The 17598-nt window shown below is 69.4% G+C and carries 17 protein-coding genes; 11 read left to right on the top strand and 6 right to left on the bottom strand.

Features of this window, described 5'->3' with window-relative positions:
- Positions 1-30 precede the first annotated feature (30 nt).
- The 5 genes from AB3X10_RS22420 to AB3X10_RS22400 all read right to left on the bottom strand — a co-directional run bounded on the left by AB3X10_RS22420 (position 31) and on the right by AB3X10_RS22400 (position 4441).
- On the bottom strand, positions 31-417 hold the full coding sequence (locus AB3X10_RS22420; protein ID WP_369977678.1) for a VOC family protein: 387 nt from the start codon (positions 415-417) through the stop codon (positions 31-33).
- A 122-nt stretch (positions 418-539) separates the two neighbouring features.
- Positions 540-1040: a hypothetical protein gene (locus tag AB3X10_RS22415; RefSeq protein WP_369981960.1), complete on the bottom strand. Its 501-nt coding sequence runs from the start codon at positions 1038-1040 to the stop codon at positions 540-542.
- 252 nt (positions 1041-1292) lie between these two features.
- Positions 1293-1688 (bottom strand): hypothetical protein, encoded by a 396-nt coding sequence (locus AB3X10_RS22410; RefSeq protein ID WP_369977676.1) that lies wholly within the window; start codon positions 1686-1688, stop codon positions 1293-1295.
- A gap of 408 nt (positions 1689-2096) precedes the next feature.
- On the bottom strand, positions 2097-4043 hold the full coding sequence (locus AB3X10_RS22405) for a M61 family metallopeptidase (RefSeq protein ID WP_369977674.1): 1947 nt from the start codon (positions 4041-4043) through the stop codon (positions 2097-2099).
- A gap of 140 nt (positions 4044-4183) precedes the next feature.
- Complete coding sequence (locus tag AB3X10_RS22400) at positions 4184-4441, bottom strand: hypothetical protein (RefSeq protein ID WP_369981958.1); 258 nt, start codon at positions 4439-4441, stop codon at positions 4184-4186.
- 234 nt (positions 4442-4675) lie between these two features.
- Between AB3X10_RS22400 and AB3X10_RS22395 the strand changes: the two genes are divergently transcribed.
- Together AB3X10_RS22395 and AB3X10_RS22390 are read left to right on the top strand one after the other, a co-directional pair.
- Entirely contained in the window at positions 4676-5242 is a 567-nt protein-coding gene (locus AB3X10_RS22395; protein ID WP_369977672.1) for a maltose acetyltransferase domain-containing protein, read from the top strand.
- A gap of 79 nt (positions 5243-5321) precedes the next feature.
- On the top strand, positions 5322-5768 hold the full coding sequence (locus AB3X10_RS22390) for a universal stress protein (protein WP_369977670.1): 447 nt from the start codon (positions 5322-5324) through the stop codon (positions 5766-5768).
- 124 nt (positions 5769-5892) lie between these two features.
- Here the strand turns inward: AB3X10_RS22390 and AB3X10_RS22385 are convergent, their stop codons facing one another.
- Positions 5893-6378 (bottom strand): helix-turn-helix transcriptional regulator, encoded by a 486-nt coding sequence (locus tag AB3X10_RS22385; protein WP_369981956.1) that lies wholly within the window; start codon positions 6376-6378, stop codon positions 5893-5895.
- A 458-nt stretch (positions 6379-6836) separates the two neighbouring features.
- On the opposite strand from AB3X10_RS22385, the gene tssB reads away from it, so the two are divergent.
- From tssB to AB3X10_RS22340, 9 genes are all read left to right on the top strand, one after another.
- Positions 6837-7343 carry a type VI secretion system contractile sheath small subunit gene (gene tssB, locus AB3X10_RS22380; RefSeq protein ID WP_145704028.1) on the top strand — a complete coding sequence of 169 codons (507 nt, stop codon included), beginning with the start codon at positions 6837-6839 and terminating at the stop codon, positions 7341-7343.
- Positions 7344-7346: 3 nt separating this feature from the next.
- Complete coding sequence (gene tssC, locus AB3X10_RS22375) at positions 7347-8840, top strand: type VI secretion system contractile sheath large subunit (protein ID WP_369977668.1); 1494 nt, start codon at positions 7347-7349, stop codon at positions 8838-8840.
- Between the two features lie 94 nt (positions 8841-8934).
- Positions 8935-9438 carry an Hcp family type VI secretion system effector gene (locus AB3X10_RS22370; protein ID WP_179569926.1) on the top strand — a complete coding sequence of 168 codons (504 nt, stop codon included), beginning with the start codon at positions 8935-8937 and terminating at the stop codon, positions 9436-9438.
- A gap of 83 nt (positions 9439-9521) precedes the next feature.
- The gene (locus AB3X10_RS22365; protein WP_369977666.1) at positions 9522-10313 is read left to right on the top strand and encodes a type VI secretion system accessory protein TagJ; all 792 of its coding nucleotides are present in this window, start codon (positions 9522-9524) and stop codon (positions 10311-10313) included.
- A 14-nt stretch (positions 10314-10327) separates the two neighbouring features.
- Entirely contained in the window at positions 10328-10831 is a 504-nt protein-coding gene (tssE, locus tag AB3X10_RS22360; RefSeq protein ID WP_145703999.1) for a type VI secretion system baseplate subunit TssE, read from the top strand.
- Positions 10831-12726 carry a type VI secretion system baseplate subunit TssF gene (gene tssF, locus AB3X10_RS22355; protein WP_369977664.1) on the top strand — a complete coding sequence of 632 codons (1896 nt, stop codon included), beginning with the start codon at positions 10831-10833 and terminating at the stop codon, positions 12724-12726. The genes tssE and tssF overlap by 1 nt, the downstream gene beginning before the upstream one ends.
- Positions 12690-13733, top strand: coding sequence for a type VI secretion system baseplate subunit TssG (tssG, locus tag AB3X10_RS22350; protein ID WP_369981954.1), 1044 nt, complete (start codon positions 12690-12692; stop codon positions 13731-13733). Before tssF ends, tssG begins: the two co-directional genes overlap by 37 nt.
- Before the next feature lie 52 nt (positions 13734-13785).
- Entirely contained in the window at positions 13786-16539 is a 2754-nt protein-coding gene (gene tssH / locus AB3X10_RS22345) for a type VI secretion system ATPase TssH (RefSeq protein ID WP_369977661.1), read from the top strand.
- 211 nt (positions 16540-16750) lie between these two features.
- Positions 16751-17554 carry a hypothetical protein gene (locus AB3X10_RS22340; protein ID WP_369977659.1) on the top strand — a complete coding sequence of 268 codons (804 nt, stop codon included), beginning with the start codon at positions 16751-16753 and terminating at the stop codon, positions 17552-17554.
- The last annotated feature ends 44 nt before the right edge of the window (positions 17555-17598 follow it).

Here is a 17598-nt window from a genome sequence, read left to right as displayed (position 1 = left end):
GTTGGGAGCGCATCGACATAGCCGGGGCGCTCACTGCCCCGCAGGCGGCTGCCAAAGTTCCACCTTGTTGCCTTCCGGGTCGATGACCCAGGCGAATGTCCCGTATTCGGAATCGTCCACGCGCTCGAGCACGTTGCAGCCTTCTTCGCGCAACACCTTGACCAGCGCGTGCAGGTCGTCCACCCGGTAATTGATCATGAACGGCGCCGTGCTGGGCGCGAACTGCTCGCCCTGCGCCGAGCCGATCGACCAGATGGTGGTGCCGGCGACCGGCGCGCCTGCGTCGTCGGTCCAGGTGAACGCGGTGCCGCCCCAGTTCTGCACGTCGATGCCGAGATGGCGCTTGTACCAGGCCTGCAACGCCGCCGCGTCGTGGGCCTTGAAGAAGATGCCGCCAATGCCGGTGACTCGCTTCATTGCAACCTCCGGGAACGGGTGGATGGTGACAGCGCAGGGCACGCGCCTTTGGCAGGTCGAACGGACACGCGATGCCGTGATGCCGGCGCGTGCGCGGCCCGGGCCATCGACGGTCGCCGGCCTCAGCGGCGCGGCGCCGCCGCTGGCGACGGGACGCGGGTGAAATGGTTGGTGCGCATCGTCGGGCTGCCGTCCGGTGCGAACGCGGCGACGGTTTCGGTCATCGAGCGGCCATCCGCGGCGACGGTGTAGATGCGGGTCGATGCCACGCTTCTGTCCTTGGCCAGCATCATCACCAGCACGTTGGGCGCAGGCGTCTGCAGGGCAAAGGTGTCGGCTTCGAAATTGTTCTTCACCGGCGTGGCGCGGCCATCGAGGGCGGCGACGCCTTCGGCATGCATCGTCCCGCCGCCTTGCTCGACGATGTCGACCTTGGCGGCCCACTTGCCGTTGCCGGCTTCGCCGAAGGTCAGGGTGACGCTCTTCGGCCGTTCCTGCGGCGGTTTCGGCAGGCGCGATACGTCCACGGCCCAGCTGCCGAGCAAGGGCGAGGATGTCGGCGAATCGGCGTGCGCGGAGGCGCACGGCATCAGGACCGCCGCCAACACGGCGGCATACAGCATCTTCATGCGACCTCCCAAGGATGTTCCGGCTGCAGTGGACGAGCGAGCCAACGGCGATGCGGCGGCAGCACGCTGCGCGCACGAGCCCGGCATCGCCACCTCCGCCATGCACGACCGCGCCATCCAGCCGGCGCGTCCAACGCAACAGGCGCAATCCCTGCGCGTCATGGGGTCGTCTCGTGGAGGCGTGCGCTGCGACGCTAGCATTCCCGCCCGTCTTCCAACAAGCGCGGCCAGGTCAGGGCAGGGCGTTCATTCCCAGAAGCTGTACTTGCGCGCCAGCGCCAGCGGCTCGCCGCCGACGAAATGGCCGGCCAGTTCCTTGAAGCCGACCGTGCCGACGAAGGTGGAGGACGGGCAGCCCTGGGTCGCGTGCGACGGCAGCGCGATGCGCACCTGGTCCGCGGCCATGGTCACCTGGCCGATCGACGGCGGACCGGCCTTGCCGTCGGCGCACTGCACGATCGCATAGTAGTCCTGGCCCGCGCCGGCGCCGCGATCGGCCTTGACGATGAAGATCTCGTAGCCGTACAGCAGGCCGTCCTTGTCCAGTTCCAGGGTCGAGAACATCCCGGTCTGGCGCGGCTGGCAGCCGCTCAGGGCCAGCGCCGCCAGGACCAGCAAGGCCGCGCGGCGCGCGATCTTCATGGGGAGCGAGGCAGGGAGGGAGGAAGTACGGAAGTCCATGTGCTCACCGGATCTGGAGGGTCGCGCTGAAACCGACAGGGCATGACGTGCACCGATTGCCGGGCGGCAATGGCGCGAACAAGGCAGTGCGAGGCCTTGTCGTGCTCCCCAGCACGCTTGTTATGAGAATTCTGCCACAGTTTTTTGACGGGAGGGACAGGGCAGGCGCGGTCCCGATTTGCGGCCAGCGCCGCTTCCCCTTGGCTGGCGGCGATCCGGCCGCTCAGGCTGGCGATGGACGGGCAGGCGCCACGGACCGCGTCCACGCCCGAGCGCAGGACGCGCGGCGCGGCAGCTGGGCCATGCGGGGTTTGCCATGGCCGCCTGCCCGCGCGCTGGCGGCCGGTGCGCAACCGGCCGCCCGTCGCCTCAGCGCCGTGCGGCGATGATCTGGCTCAGGCTGTCCGGCGTGCCGTCCACCCGGACCAGGTGCGGGTACTGCAGGCCGTCGTGGTAGTTCACGTCCACGTTGCGCACGCTGCCCTGGAACTTCAGCGTCAGCACGATCGGCGCGGTGCCGCCCTTGGCCTCGGCGATGGCCTGCTTGAGCGCCTCGCGCGTGTAGTCCTGGCCGTTGACCGCCAGCAGCGTGGCGCCGGTGCTGATGCCGGCCTTGAACGCGGGCCCGTCCCAGACCACGTCGTTGATGCTGGCGTCGTCGTTCATCACCAGGCCGATCGACCAGGCGAAGTTGTAGCGGTGGCGTGCCGAATGGTGGCGGCTGTCGTATTGCTTCTCGTACTCGCTCGGCTGGTCGGTGTAGACCAGCTTCCAGCCGCTGGCCTGCAGCCCTTCCAGCAGCGGCGGATTCACCGCGTCCACGCGCTGCCTGAGATAGCTGGCCCAGTCGAACGGCGCCACGCCATCGAGGGCGGCCACCACGTCGTCGAAGCTATAGGTCCTGACCGCGTGGCTGCCGTCGTCCACGCCGAAGAAGGCCTTGGCGAAATCGTCCAGCGACTTGCGGCCGTGGCTGAGCGCACGCAGCTTGGCGTCCACCGCCAGCCACAGCATCTGCCCGCCGCTGTAGTAGTCCTCGCTCATCTGCCAGCTGCGGTAGGGCAGCGGCGCGCGATGCGCGGCGGTGGGGTCGTTGGTGGTGTCCTCCAGCGAACGCCAGCGCAAGCCTTCGCGGTTGCGGTCGTAGTTGGCCGCGGTCATCGCCAGCGCATCGCGGAACTGCTGCGGCGTCCACATCCCGGCGCGCGCGGTCAGCACGTAGCCCCAGTACTGGGTCTGCCCTTCGTAGACCCACAGCAGCGAATCGCCCATCGGCACGTTGAAGTTGGGCGTCCACAGGTCGGCCGGACGGCGGAACTTGCCGTTCCAGGAGTGGGTGTACTCGTGCGCCAGCAGGTCGCGGTCGGGCGCGTTGTCGGCCCAGGCGCTGAAGTAGTCCGCCTCCAGCCCGTTCTCGCTGGACTGGTGGTGCTCCAGGCCGTTGCCGCCGAGCACGTCGGACAGCGAGAACAGGAAGTCGTAGTGGTCGTAGTGATGCGAGCCGAACAGCTTGACCGCCTGCAGCGCCAGGTTGCGGTGCGCCTGCAGCTGCGCGGGCGTGATCTCCAGGAACTTCGGCGCATCGGCGACGACGTCCAGGTGCACCGGCGCGCCGCCCGGCGGGGTCAGGTCCACGCGCTTGAAATGGCGCCCGGCGTAGATCGGCGAATCGACCAGGGTCTCGACGTCCACCGGCTTGAAGGTGGTGCTGGCGCCGGACTGCGTGGCGGTCTCCAGCGCCGTGCCGAACTGCCATCCGGCCGGCAGGGTGACGCTGGGCACCACGGTGATGCCGTGCGCGTAGTGGCCGGCCGGATACAGCGCCAGCTTGTTCCACTCCAGTTGCAGCATCCTGTCGGTCATCTCGAAGCCGTCGTCGCGCGGCGACAGGTACTGGAAGCTGGCCTCGATGACGGACACGCACGGCGGCACGTCCACATGGAAGGCGTAGACGTCGAAGGTGTCGCGGCGCCAGGCCAGCGGCGCGCCGTTGGCGGTGAGGGTCAGCCCGGCCAGCATCGCCACCGGCCCGCTGGGCGAGTGGTCGCCGGGGATCCACTGCGGATACAGCAGCGTCAGCCGCCCGGGCACGACCGGAATGGTCTCGCGCACCCGGTAGATGCCCTGGCGCACGTCGCCGGCATCCACCTGCAGCGCGATGCTACCCGGATACGGCGTGTCCTGCGGCGCCGGCACGTCGGGCGTGCGCACGGTCTGCGCGCTTGCTGCACTTGCTGCGCCGGCCAGCGCGAGGGAAATGCCAAGAGCCAGCGCCAGGCAGGCGCGGCGGGGGGCGGAGAAGGCGGCGGCGGGCATGGCAGGGCTCCGGGATCTGGATCGGGTGACGTCAAGCGCGCGACATTAGCACCCGCGGAGACGCGCAGTGCGGCAGATGGATCGGTTCGTCGTGGCGGGGCGCGACGGTGGCCGGTGCCTATCCCGGCGGCTTCGCCACGTTACATTTCCCAGCTGAAGGTGGAGCCGATGCGCTTGCGTCCAATCGACAGTGTCGACGTATCGGAGTGCACCACCAGCGTGAAGGGCGGCACGCGCTTGTCGCGGCCTGCGTAGATCAGCAGCAGCTCCTTGCGCTTGGTGTCGAAGGTCCTTACCTGGAAGTCCTCGCGCAACACGACGCCCTTCGTGTCGCCCGGTTCGTAGAAATGGATGCTGGCGATTACCGGGCGATCGGTATGGCCGATCTCGAACGTCATGCTGTAGCCGCCGCCTTCGAACGACAACGTGGACGTGGCATGCGACGGCGCACTGAAGAACATCGCCAGAAGGATGGCCAGGCAGACAAGGCGAAGCTTCATGCGATCACCATCGAGGATCCGCACGCCGAGCGGCGGCAGTGCAGGCAGTATTGCCCACGCGGCAAGGGCGTCACAACGCAGGGATCGCGGGCGATGCGATGATGCGCCCTCCACATCGCCTGGGAGGGCAGGATGCTTAGCGAGAAAGACAAGATGCTGGCCGGCGAACCGTATCGCCCGGGCGATGCGCAGTTGCAGGCCGACCAGGCCGCGGCCAAGGCGTGGATGGTGCGCTACAACGCGGCGCTGGCCGAACCGCCTGCGCGGCGGCGCGAACTGCTTGGCGAGCGCCTGGGCGCGGTCGGGCGCGGGGCGGTGGTGCGGCCGCCGTTCCATTGCGATTACGGCTACAACATCTTTCTCGGCGAGGACGTGTTCCTCAACTTCAATTGCGTGATCCTGGACGTGGGCAAGGTCAGCATCGGCGACGGCACCCAGATCGGGCCGGCGGTACAGCTGTACGCGGCCGATCACCCGCGCGATGCGGCGCAGCGTGCGGCCGGGCTGGAGTTCGGGCGGCCGCTGACGATCGGCCGCAACGTGTGGATCGGCGGCGGGGCGATCGTGCTGCCCGGGGTGACGATCGGCGACGATGCGGTGATCGGCGCCGGCAGCGTGGTCACCCGCGACGTGGTGGCCGGCGCGCGCGTGGCCGGCAATCCGGCGCGGCCGCTGGCGCCGCGACCGTCCGCGATTTGATCCGGGTCAAGGCGCGGCGTTTACGCCGGGTGTGCAATGGTGCCCGTGCCGCCGCAGGCGGCGTTACCGGAGCACGCAGATGTACCAGCGCATCCTGATTGCAATCGATGGTTCCGAGTTGTCCGCCAAGGGCCTGCAACAGGGCCTGGCGCTCGCCGCCCGGCTCGGTGCGGAGGTGGACATCGTCACCGTGTCCGAGCCGTGGGCAATGGGCATGTACGACGCGATGGGCTGGAGCGTGGGCTACGAGGCCACGCCCGAGTACCGGCAGGACCGCGAGGAAGGCGCGCAGAAGATCCTGGCGCCGGCGCTCGCCGCCGCCGAGGCCACCGGCGTGGTCGCGCATGGCTGCCACGTGCTCGATCGCTACGCGGCCGAGGGCATCATCGACATCGCCAATTCGCACCATTGCGACCTGATCGTGATGACCTCGCATGGCCGCCGCGGCATGAGCCGGGTGCTGCTCGGCAGCCAGACCGCCGAGGTGCTGGCGCACAGCCAGGTGCCGGTGCTGGTGATCCGCTGAAATCGGACGCGTACCGGCGGCGGTGCCTCCTGCAGGAGCGGCTTCAGCCGCGACCCGATCTCGCCGGGAACGCTCCGGTCGCGGCTGAAGCCGCTCCTACAGGGAGCGGCGGCTGCGTTCTCGCCTATTGCGCCGTTGCCGGTTCCGCCGGCGCATACACCGGTGCGTCGTCGACCATCGAGGTGCGGCACAGCTCGCGGATGATCCGCCACATCGGGATGTAGGGGCCGCGGCGCTCTTCCCTGGGCTGGCACGGCGCCGCGCGGCAGGCCTTGCGCCATTGCGCCGGCGACATGCCGAAGCGGGCCTGGAAGGCGCGCTGGAACTGCCGTTCCGAGGCGAAGCCCATTTCGTACAGCAGCCAGGTCAGGCTGCACTGCGGATGCAGCTGCAGGTAGCGGTGCGCGGTGCGCAGGCGCTGCTCGCGGATGTAGCTGGCCACGCCGCCGCGCGCCTGGAACAGCCGGTACAAGGTGGCGCGCGACAGCGGGAACGCCGCCAGCAGCATCTCGCCGCCCAGCTCCGGTTCGCCGATGTTCTCTTCGATATAGGCCAGCAGGTCGATCAGCAGCGGTTCGCCGGTGTCGGCGAGGGGCGCGCGCGCTTGCATGCGCGCCGGTACGGTGATGCTACGGGACGTGGTCATCTGCGGCGGTCGCGGCCCACCCCACGGGGCCTGTCACCGGTACAACCGCGAGAAGCGGGGCAAACCCATCACCGCCGTCACACTTTGTGCACAGGCGTAGACGCGGCCTTCACTGAGACGAAATGTCGGGTGGTCCGTGCGGGCCATTCCTAGACTCGCCGCATCGCTGAAAAGCGCCGTGCAGGGTGATGCGCCGGGGGATCGGCGCGACGCACGGCATGCGATGCCCGGTGTGCGGCGTCTTGCCCGCGCGCCGACGGCGCAAGGGGAACGTGGAGGCGGAACGGCGGCGCGCGCGCGATGGGGGAGCGCCGCCGGCGTTTCGCGTCGGCGTCCCGGGGATCAACCGGCGGCAGGTGCGCGGCCGGCCTGCACGGCATGGCCGGCGGGCCGGGTCGAAAGGCTCAATCGGAGACGAGGCAATGGCAAACAGTCAGAAGTTCATCGCGCGCAATCGGGCGCCACGGGTACAGATCGAGTACGACGTGGAGGTCTACGGCGCGCAGAAGAAAGTGCAGATCCCGTTCGTGATGGGAGTGATGTCGGACCTGTCCGGCGCCAATGCCGGCGAGCTGCCGTCGCTGGAGGAACGCAAGGCGCTGGAGATCGACGTGGACAACTTCGACAGCCGCCTGCAGTCGATGCGCCCGCGCGCCACCTTCAAGGTGCCCAACACGCTCACCGGCGAAGGCGAGCTGGCGGTGGACATCACCTTCGAGAGCATGGACGACTTCTCGCCGGCGGCGGTGGCGCGCAAGGTCGAGCCGCTGGCCAAGCTGCTGGAGGCGCGTACCCAGCTGGCCAACCTGGACACCTACATGGACGGCAAGGCCGGCGCCGAGAACCTGATCGCGCAGGCGCTGCGCGACCCGGCCCTGCTGCAGTCGCTGGTGTCGGCGGCCAAGCCTGCCGATCCGAAGGAGGGCTGAGCCATGGCGAGCGAACAGCTGGCCGAAGCCGGCAGCAGCACCCAGGTCCTGGAAGCCGGCGATTTCGCCGCGCTGCTGAACCGGGAATTCAAGCCCAAGAGCGAACGCGCCAAGGAAGAAGTGGAGTCCGCGGTGCGGACCCTGGCCGAGCAGGTGCTCAGCCGCAGCGACGTGGTCAGCGAGGACGTGTCGCAGACGATCAAGGCCTACATCGCCGAGATCGACCGCAAGCTCAGCGAGCAGCTCAACCACATCCTGCACCACGCCGACATGCAGCAGCTGGAAGGCGCCTGGCGCGGCCTGCACTACCTGGTCAGCAATACCGAGAGCGACCAGCAGCTGAAGATCCGCGTGCTCAACATCTCCAAGAAGGAGTTGGGCAAGGTGCTCAAGCGCTACAAGGGCACCGCCTGGGACCAGAGCCCGATCTTCAAGAAGGTCTACGAGCAGGAATACGGCCAGCTCGGCGGCGAGCCGTACGGCTGCCTGGTCGGCGACTACTACTTCGACAACAGCCCGCCGGACGTGGAGCTGCTCAACGGCATCGCCCAGGTCGCCGCCGCCGCGCATGCGCCGTTCATCTCCGCGGCCGCGCCCAAGCTGATGGGCATGGACAACTGGAACGAGCTGTCCAACCCGCGCGACCTGGCCAAGATCTTCTCCACGCCCGACTACGCCGCATGGCGTTCGCTGCGCGAATCGGAGGATTCCAAGTACATCGGTCTGGCCATGCCGCGCACGCTGTCGCGGCTGCCGTACGGCGCGTCCACCAATCCGGTGGAGGAGTTCGATTTCGAGGAAGAGACCACCGGCGCCGATTCGGCCAAGTACACCTGGCAGAACGCGGCGTATGCGATGGCGGTGAACATCAACCGCTCGTTCAAGCAGTACGGCTGGTGTTCGCGGATCCGCGGCATCGAGTCCGGCGGCGCGGTCGAGGGCCTGCCCACGCACACCTTCCCCACCGACGACGGCGGCGTGGACATGAAGTGCCCGACCGAGGTGGCGATCACCGACCGCCGTTCGGCCGAACTGGACAAGATGGGGCTGATGCCGCTGGTGCACCGCAAGAACTCGGACATGGCCGCGTTCATCAGCGCGCAGTCGCTGAACAAGCCCGACGAGTACGACGATCCGGACGCCACCGCCAACGCCGCGCTGGGCGCGCGGCTGCCGTACATGTTCGCCTGCTGCCGCTTCGCGCATTACCTGAAGTGCATCGTGCGCGACAAGATCGGCTCGTTCAGCGACCGCGAGCAGATGCAGGTGTGGCTGACCCGCTGGATCACCCAGTACATCGACGGCGACCCGTCCAACTCCAGCGAAGACACCAAGGCGCGCAAGCCGCTGGCCGCGGCCGAGGTGGTGGTGGAGGAAGTGGAGGGCGCGCCCGGCTACTACACCTCCAAGTTCTTCCTGAAGCCGCACTACCAGCTGGAAGGGCTGACCGTGTCGCTGCGACTGGTGTCGCGGCTGCCGTCCGCCGCCAAGGCCTGACCCGGCGCCACCGTGCCACGGCGCCGGCGCGCGGCGATGCGCGCCGTGCGCCGACCCATCGTTGTTGCGTTTCCATCCTTAGAGGAGCAGTTCCATGGCGTTCGACATGCATATCAAGTTCGGCAGCGGCAAGGTCAAGATCGAAGGCGCGTCCAACCACAAGAAGCACAAGGGCGAGGTGCCGATCCTGGCCTGGTCGTGGGGCGCGAGCAATTCCGGCGACCTGCATACCGGTGGCGGTTCGGCCAGCGGCGGCAAGGCGCACATCCAGGACATCTCCATCACCAAGTACGTGGACGGCTGCTCCAACGCGTTGCTGGACGCGGTGTGCACCGGCGCGCGCGTGGAGAACGCGTGGCTGTACGTGACCAACGCCACCGGCGAACAGACCGACTTCCTGACCCTGGAGCTGAGCGAAGGCGTGCTGGTCACCTCGCTGTCCACCGGCGGCTCGGGCGGCGAGGATCGCCTGACCGAGAACCTGACCCTGCACTTCGGCAAGTTCAAGTACAGCTTCCAGCCGCAGGACGACAAGGGCACGGCGCAGGGCGGGGCGAAGGAATTCACCTACGACATCCAGGGCGTGGCCAAGGCCTGATCCGTCGCGGCGGCTGCGGCCGCCGCGCACCCCGGCGCCGTCGTTGCGACGGCGCCGCACCATTCCCTTCGTGCGGACAGGCCATGGACACCACTCCCGAACTGCTGCTGCGTCACGGGCGTCCGGACGAAGCGCTGAAACTGCTGACCCAGCGCGTGCGCCAGCATCCGGCCGACGCGCGCCAGCGCGTGTTCCTGTTCCAGCTATTGGCGGTGCTCGGCCAATGGGACCGTGCCCGCGACCAGCTCACCGCCTGTCGCGAACTCGACGCCGACAACGCCGCGCTCGCCGCCACCTATGCGATCACCGTGCAGGCCGAGCGCCAGCGCGCGGCGGTGTTCGCCGGGCAGGCGCTGCCGACCGTGCTGGGCGCGCCCGAACCGTGGCTGGCGCTGCTGCTGCAGGCGCTGCGGCTGTCGGCCGACGGCGCCACCGCGCAGGCCGCCGAGCTGCGCGCGCAGGCGTTCGCGCAGGCGCCGGGCAGCGCCGGCACGCTCGACGACACCCGCTTCGAGTGGATCGCCGACGCCGATCCGCGCTTCGGCCCGTGCCTGGAGCTGGTGGTCAACGGCGGCTACGCCTGGGTGCCGTTCGCGCAGGTGCAGGCGTTGCGCTTCGAGGCGCCGGCCGACCTGCGCGACATGCTGTGGGCGCCGGTCGCGGTGACCTGGCGCAACGGCGGCGAAGCGTTCGGCTTCGTGCCGGTGCGCTATCCGGGCACCGAGCGCAGCGACGACGGCCAGCTGCTGCTGGCGCGGCGCACCGACTGGAGCGGCAGCGACGGCGACGTCGGCCTGGGCCAGCGCCTGCTGGCCACCGATGCCGGCGACCACGCGCTGCTGGACGTGCGCCAGATCCAGTTCGATCCGGCCTGAGCGGAGCCGCTGCGATGGCCGAACTCACCACCCAGGAACGCCTGCAGCCCTCGCTGCTGGACCGGCTCAGCGACGACGAGCCGCTGCGCCAGGAGGAGAGCCGCGACAAGCGGGTGATCTCCGCCGCGCGCCTGCGCGAGTGCGTGATGCGCGACCTGTCGTGGCTGCTGAACTGCGTCAACCTGGCCACCGACCAGCCGCTGGACGCGTATCCGGAGGTGCGCCGTTCGGTGCTCAATTTCGGCATCCCCGACCTGGCCGGCGTGGCCATGTCCGGCATCGACGCGGCGGCGCTGCAGCTGCGCCTGCGTGAGGCGATCCTGGCGTTCGAGCCGCGGCTGATCGCCGACACCCTGCGCGTCACCGTGCAGGCCGACGCGCGGCGCATGGACCGGCGTTCGCTGGTGTTCTTCATCGAATCGGAGATGTGGGCGCAGCCGCTGCCGCTGAACCTGTACCTGAAGACCGAGCTGGACCTGGAGACCGGGCGCCTGGACGTGAGCGAGGGCTACGCCTGATGGATCCGCGCCTGCTCGGCTACTACAACCGCGAACTGCAGCACGTGCGCGAGATGGGCGGCGAGTTCGCGCGCGAGTTCCCGAAGATCGCCGGGCGCCTGGGCCTGGAAGGCTTCGAGTGCGCCGACCCGTACGTGGAGCGCCTGCTGGAAGGCTTCGCGTTCATGGCCGCGCGGGTGCAGCTCAAGCTCGACGCGCAGTACCCGGTGTTCACCCAGCACCTGCTGCAGATGGTGTATCCGCACTACCTGACGCCGATGCCGTCGATGGCGGTGGTGCAGCTGCAGCCGGACCTGAAGGAAAGCGCGCTGGCCGCCGGGCATACCGTGCCGCGCCACACCGCGCTGCGCAGCCTGGTCGCCGGCGGCGAGCGCACCGCCTGCGAATACCGCACCGCGCACGCGCTCACGTTGTGGCCGCTGGCGCTGCGCGAGGCCAAGTACCTGGACACGCCGGCGGCGATCGCCGCGGCCGGGATCGGCCTGCCGCCGGCGCAGGCCGCGGCCAGGCCGGTGCGCGCGGCCTTGCGCCTGCGCTTCGAGACCCTGGCCGGGGTGCAGGCGAACATGCTGGCGCTGGACGCGCTGCCGCTGTTCCTGGCCGGCGCCGACGATCTGCCGACCCGCCTGTACGAACAATTGCTCGGCCATGCCGCCGGCTTCGTGGTGCGTGGCCAGGACGCGGCCGGTGCGAGCGTGGAGCTGCAGCGCGGCCGCAACGAACTGCGCGCGCGCGGCTTCGCCGACGACGAGGCGCTGGTGCCCTACGACGGCCGCGCCTTCAGCGGCTATCGCCTGCTGCAGGAATACTTCGCCTGCCCGCAGCGCTTCCTGTTCGCCGAACTGGGCGGGTTGCGCGCGGCGCTGCGCCGGCTGCACGGCACCGGCTTCGAGATCGTGGTGCTGCTGGAGCGCAGCGTGCCCAGCCTGGCGCAGGCGGTGAGCGCGGACAACTTCCGCCTGTTCTGCACGCCGGCGATCAACCTGTTCCCGCGCCGCGCCGACCGCCTGCACCTGGCGCCGGGCAAGACCGAATACCACGTGCTCGCCGACCGCACCCGGCCGATGGATTTCGAGATCCACAGCCTGGGCGAGGTCGAGGGCTTCGGCGACCGCCAGGAGCCGGAGCAGCGCTTCCTGCCGTTCTACGGCGGCGACGCGCACACCTGGCACGCACGCCACGGCGCGTTCTACACGCTGCGCCGCGAACCGCGCCTGCTGTCGGCGCGCCAGCGCCGCCAGGGCGCGCGCTCCAGCTACGTCGGCAGCGAGGTCTACGTCAGCCTGGTCGATGCCGACGACGGCGCCTACGCGACCTCCTTGCGCCAGCTCGGCCTGCAGTTGCTGTGCAGCAACCGCGACCTGCCGCTGCACATGCCGGTCGGCAAGGGCGCCACCGATTTCACGATGGACGCCGGCGCGCCGGTGCACAGCGTGCGCTGCGTGGCCGGGCCGACCAAGCCGCGCCCGGCGCTGAGCGACGGCGCCACCGCCTGGCGCCTGCTCAGCCACCTGCAGCTGAACTACCTGTCGCTGTTCGAGGACGGCCAGGACGGCGCCGCGGCGCTGCGCGAGATGCTGACCCTGTACTGCGATCCGTTCGATGCCGCGGCGCTGCGCCAGATCGAAGGCATCAAGCACGTACAGGCGCAGCCGATCGTGCGCCGCATCCCGGCGCCGGGGCCGATCACCTTCGGCCGCGGCCTGGAGATCACCCTCACCTGCGAGGACAGCGCCTTCGAAGGCAGCGGCGCGTTCCTGCTCGGCGCGGTGCTGCAGCACTTCTTCGCCCGCTACGTGTCGGTCAATTCCTTCACCGAGACCGTACTGCGCACCAGCGAGCGCAACGAGATCGCGCGCTGGCCGGCGCAGCTCGGCAAACGGCAGCTGCTGTGAGCGCCGCCGACCTCGCCGCCCTGGAGCAGGCCCTGCGCGAGCGGCCGCAGGACTTCGAGTTCTTCGCCGCGCTGCGCGCGCTGGAACGCGCGCATCCGCAGCGCCCGCGGCTGGGCCGCTCCACGCGCCCGTCCGACGATCCGGTGCGGCTGCGGCATACCCCGTCGCTGGCGTTCGCGCCGCGCTCGATCGACCGCTACGTGGCCGCCGCCGGCACCCAGCCGGGCAAGCTGTACGGGCTGTTCCTGGGCCTGTTCGGGCCGAACGCGCCGCTGCCGCTGCACCTGACCGAGTACGCGATCGAGCGCCAGGCGCAGGCCAAGGACCCGACCCTGGCCGCGTTCGCCGACCTGTTCCACCACCGCATGCTGAGCCTGTTCTACCGCGCCTGGGCCGACGCGCAGCCGACCGTGCAGGCCGACCGTCCGCACGAGGACCGCTTCCGCGGCTACCTGGATGCGCTCAGCGGCATCGCCTCGCCGCACCTGCGCGATCGCGATGCGCTGCCGGACGACGCGCGGCGCCATTTCGCCGGGCGCCTGCTGCCGGTGGCGCGCAACGCCGAAGGCCTGCGCGGCCTGCTCGAGCAACTGTTCGCGGTGCCGGTGCAGGTGCTCGAATTCGTCGCCGAATGGATGCGCCTGCCGGACGATGCGCAGCTGCGCCTGGGCGCCTCGCCCGAGGTCGCCACGCTCGGCCACAGCACGGTGCTCGGCGCGCATGCGCGCGGCGCGCAGCAGCGGTTCCGGTTGCGCCTGGGGCCGCTGTCGCGCAGCGCCTTCCAGCGCTTCCTGCCCGGCGGCGAGGCCCTGCGCCAGCTGGCCGCGGCGGTACGCAGCTACGTCGGCGACGAAAAAGGCTGGGACCTGCAGTTGCTGCTGCAGTCCGACCAGGTGCCGGCGACCGCGCTGGCGCGCGGCGGGCGCCTGGGCCTGGACACCTGGCTCGGCCAGCGCAGCTGGGACATCGCCGACGCCGACGACGTGGTGCTGCGGCCATCCGGCTGAGCGCCTCCTTCCACTTCCTCTTCTTTCCGCATTCGCACAAGGAATCACCGCCATGGCCGAGATCAGTCGCAGCGCCCTGTTCGGCAAGCTCAACAAGCTCGCCTACCGCGGCATCGAAAGCGCCACCGTGTTCTGCAAGTTGCGCGGCAACCCGTACGTGGAACTGGTGCACTGGCTGCACCAGATCCTGCAGCTGCCCGACTCGGACCTGCACCGCATCGTCAAGCGCTTCGAGCTCAACCCGTCGACCCTGGCGCGCGACGTGACCGAGGCGCTGGACCGGCTGCCGCGCGGCGCCAGCGGCGTCACCGACCTGTCGAGCAACGTCGAGGAAGCGGTCGAGCGCGGCTGGGTGTACGCCTCGCTCAGCTTCGGCGAGGCGCAGGTGCGCACCGGCTACCTGGTCGTCGGCGTGCTCAGCGTGCGCACCTTGCGCCATGCGCTGGTCGGCATCTCCAAGGAGTTCGAGAAGATCAAGCCGGAGGCGCTGAGCGAGCGCTTCGCCGAGATCGTCGCCGGTTCGCCGGAGGACGGCCAGCTGCCCAGCGACGGTTTCCAGCTCGGCCAGGCTGGCGCGCCTGGCGAGGCCAGCGGCGCGATCGCCCCGGCGGCGATGGGCAAGCAGGAGGCGCTGAAGAAGTTCACCACCGACCTGACCGCGCAGGCGCGCGACGGCAAGCTCGACCCGATCATCGGCCGCGACGACGAGATCCGCCAGGTGGTGGACATCCTGATGCGGCGCCGGCAGAACAATCCGATCCTGGTCGGCGAGGCCGGCGTCGGCAAGACCGCGGTGGTCGAGGGCCTGGCCCAGCGCATCGCCCGCGGCGACGTGCCGCCGGCGCTGAAGGAAGTGGAACTGCGCACGCTCGACGTGGGCCTGCTGCAGGCCGGCGCCAGCATGAAGGGCGAATTCGAGCAGCGCCTGCGCGCGGTGATCGACGAGGTGCAGGCCAGCGCCAAGCCGATCATCCTGTTCGTCGACGAGACCCACACCCTGGTCGGCGCCGGTGGCGCGGCCGGCACCGGCGACGCGGCCAACCTGCTCAAGCCGGCGCTGGCGCGCGGCACCCTGCGCACGGTCGGCGCCACCACCTGGGCCGAGTACAAGAAGTACATCGAGAAGGACCCGGCGCTGACCCGCCGCTTCCAGGCGGTGCAGGTGGACGAGCCGGACGAGGCCAAGGCGGTGCTGATGATGCGCGGCGTGGCCAGCACCATGGAACAGCACCACAAGGTGCAGATCCTGGACGAGGCGCTGGAGGCCGCGGTCAAGCTCAGCCACCGCTACATCCCGGCGCGGCAGCTGCCGGACAAGTCGGTGAGCCTGCTCGACACCGCCTGCGCACGCGTGGCGGTGAGCCTGCACGCCACCCCGGCCGACGTGGACGACAGCCGCCGCCGCATCGAATCGCTGCAGACCGAGCGCGGCATCATCGAGCGCGAACACGCGATCGGCATCGCCGTCGACGAGCGCGATGTCGCCTGCCGCGGGTTGCTCGACGCCGAACAGGCGCGGCTTGCCGAGCTGGAACAGCGCTGGAGCGAGGAGAAGGCGCTGGTCGACGAACTGCTGGCGCTGCGCGCGCAGCTGCGCGCCGGCGCCGCGCCGATCGAAGGCACCGGCAGCCCGCTGGAGGCGGCGGCGCAATCGCTGGCGCAGCAGGCGCCGGCGCAGCAGATGCAGGAGATCCCCGCGCAGGCGCCGTCGGGCAACGAACGCGACGCGCTGCTGGCGCGGCTGCGCCAGGTACAGGCGGAACTGAGCGCCGTGCAGGGCGAGCATCCGCTGATCCTGCCGACCGTGGACTACCAGGCGGTGGCCGCGGTGGTCGCCGACTGGACCGGCATCCCGGTCGGGCGCATGGCGCGCAACGAGATCGACACCGTGCTGCGCCTGCCGCAACTGTTGGCCAAACGCGTGATCGGCCAGGACCACGGCATGGAGATGATCGCCAAGCGCATCCAGACCACCCGCGCCGGCCTGGACAACCCGCACAAGCCGATCGGCGTGTTCATGCTCGCCGGCACCTCCGGCGTCGGCAAGACCGAGACCGCGCTGGCCCTGGCCGAGGCGCTGTACGGCGGCGAGCAGAACCTGATCACCATCAACATGAGCGAGTACCAGGAAGCGCACACGGTGTCCTCGCTCAAGGGCGCGCCTCCCGGCTACGTCGGCTACGGCGAAGGCGGCGTGCTGACCGAGGCGGTGCGGCGCAAGCCGTATTCGGTGGTGCTGCTGGACGAAGTGGAGAAGGCGCACCCGGACGTGCACGAACTGTTCTTTCAGGTGTTCGACAAGGGCGTGATGGAGGACGGCGAAGGCCGCCGCATCGATTTCCGCAACACCTTGATCATCCTCACCACCAACGCCGGCACCGAGCTGATCGCCAGCCTGTGCAAGGATCCGGAGCTGATGCCGGATCCGGAGGGCATGGCCAAGGCCCTGCGCGAGCCGCTGCTGAAGATCTTCCCGCCGGCGCTGCTCGGCCGCCTGGTCACCATCCCCTACTACCCGCTGAGCGACGCGATGCTCGGGCAGATCGTCAGGCTGCAGTTGAACCGGATCAAGCAGCGCGTGGAAGCGCGCTACAAGATCCCGTTCGACTACGACGAGGACGTGGTGAAGCTGGTGGTCAGCCGCTGCACCGAGAGTGAATCGGGCGGCCGCATGATCGACGCGATCCTGACCAATTCGATGCTGCCGGAGATTTCGCGGGAGTTCCTGAACCGGATGATCGAGGGGCAGCCGATCGCGCGCGCGCGCGTGGGCGTGGTGGGCGCGGAGTTCGACTACGCGTTCTGATCGGCCCTCGCGCCGGTGAGCCTGAAACGCCGAGCGGTGGGCTTGCGCGGCGCGATTGCCGGGATCTGGAAGGCGACGATGTCCAGGTCCTGTGGCCGCTGCGGAACCGCGCAATCGAGCCGGCACGATACCGGTCCCTGCCGACGCAGCGGTTCGGGAGCGGAGTCGCTGAAGGCCGTGTTTTCCTCTTGGTGGAACAACGGAGCCACACGTGAAGGTCCAGAACTGGTGGGTCAAGAAGAAATTGCTGACGTCCGGGCTGGATCCGGCAGCGGAGCTTTCGGTGGCGTCGGAGCTGTTCCCCGACGAGTACGCGCCGGTGGTGTTCATGACCGGCGACGGGCATCGCAATCCGCCGTTCGAGTGGACCAACCGCGGTGTCTGGACCGGGTTCTTCGACGGGATCATGGCGGCCAACAAGCTGTGTTGCCACGTGGAGCTATACGCGGATGCGGTCTCCGCCGATTCCGTGCCGAGGCATCTGCAGCCGGTGTTCATGAACAGGAAGGTCTTCGGATGGGAGCCGGAGTGCTTCAAGGCCGTCGAAGGAATTCTGATCTCCGTCAATGCGCTTCTGCCCTTCGCGATGGACAACAAGGAAGTCATGGCCATGTCCGACATCGAGGCGTTGGTGGGCCACCTCGATGCGTTCCGGAACAGCCCGGACGTGGGCAGGCACCTGGTCGACGAGCAGACCATGGCGCGCCAGTTCCTGTCGCTGAAGGCCAGCAAGCATGTGCAGCTCGCTAACGGAAAGCGCGTAGTGGCTACAACCGGGATGCTCGGGTTCGACAAACTGCTACTGCAATGCAATCGGATTTCGATGCAGTTGCGTACCGTCATGAATGACGTGATGGGACGCAATATCCAGGCGGTGATCGATCGCCATCCGGACCACATGCATCTGATCACCTGCGGCGATGCGCATGTGACCACCAACCCGCTGTACGGCTACATCGAGCCGCCGATCGGGACCTTCGGCATCGCCGACGAGGACCACGGGCGCGGGCTCTGAGGCCGGCTGTTCCGTCGCTCCATCCAGCGCACATCCGATCGCCG

Source organism: Xanthomonas sp. DAR 80977 (assembly GCF_041240605.1).
Classification (GTDB): Bacteria; Pseudomonadota; Gammaproteobacteria; order Xanthomonadales; family Xanthomonadaceae; genus Xanthomonas_A; species Xanthomonas_A bundabergensis.
The sequence above is the reverse complement of the archived record's forward strand: the minus strand, read 5'-3'. Positions and strand labels throughout refer to the sequence as shown.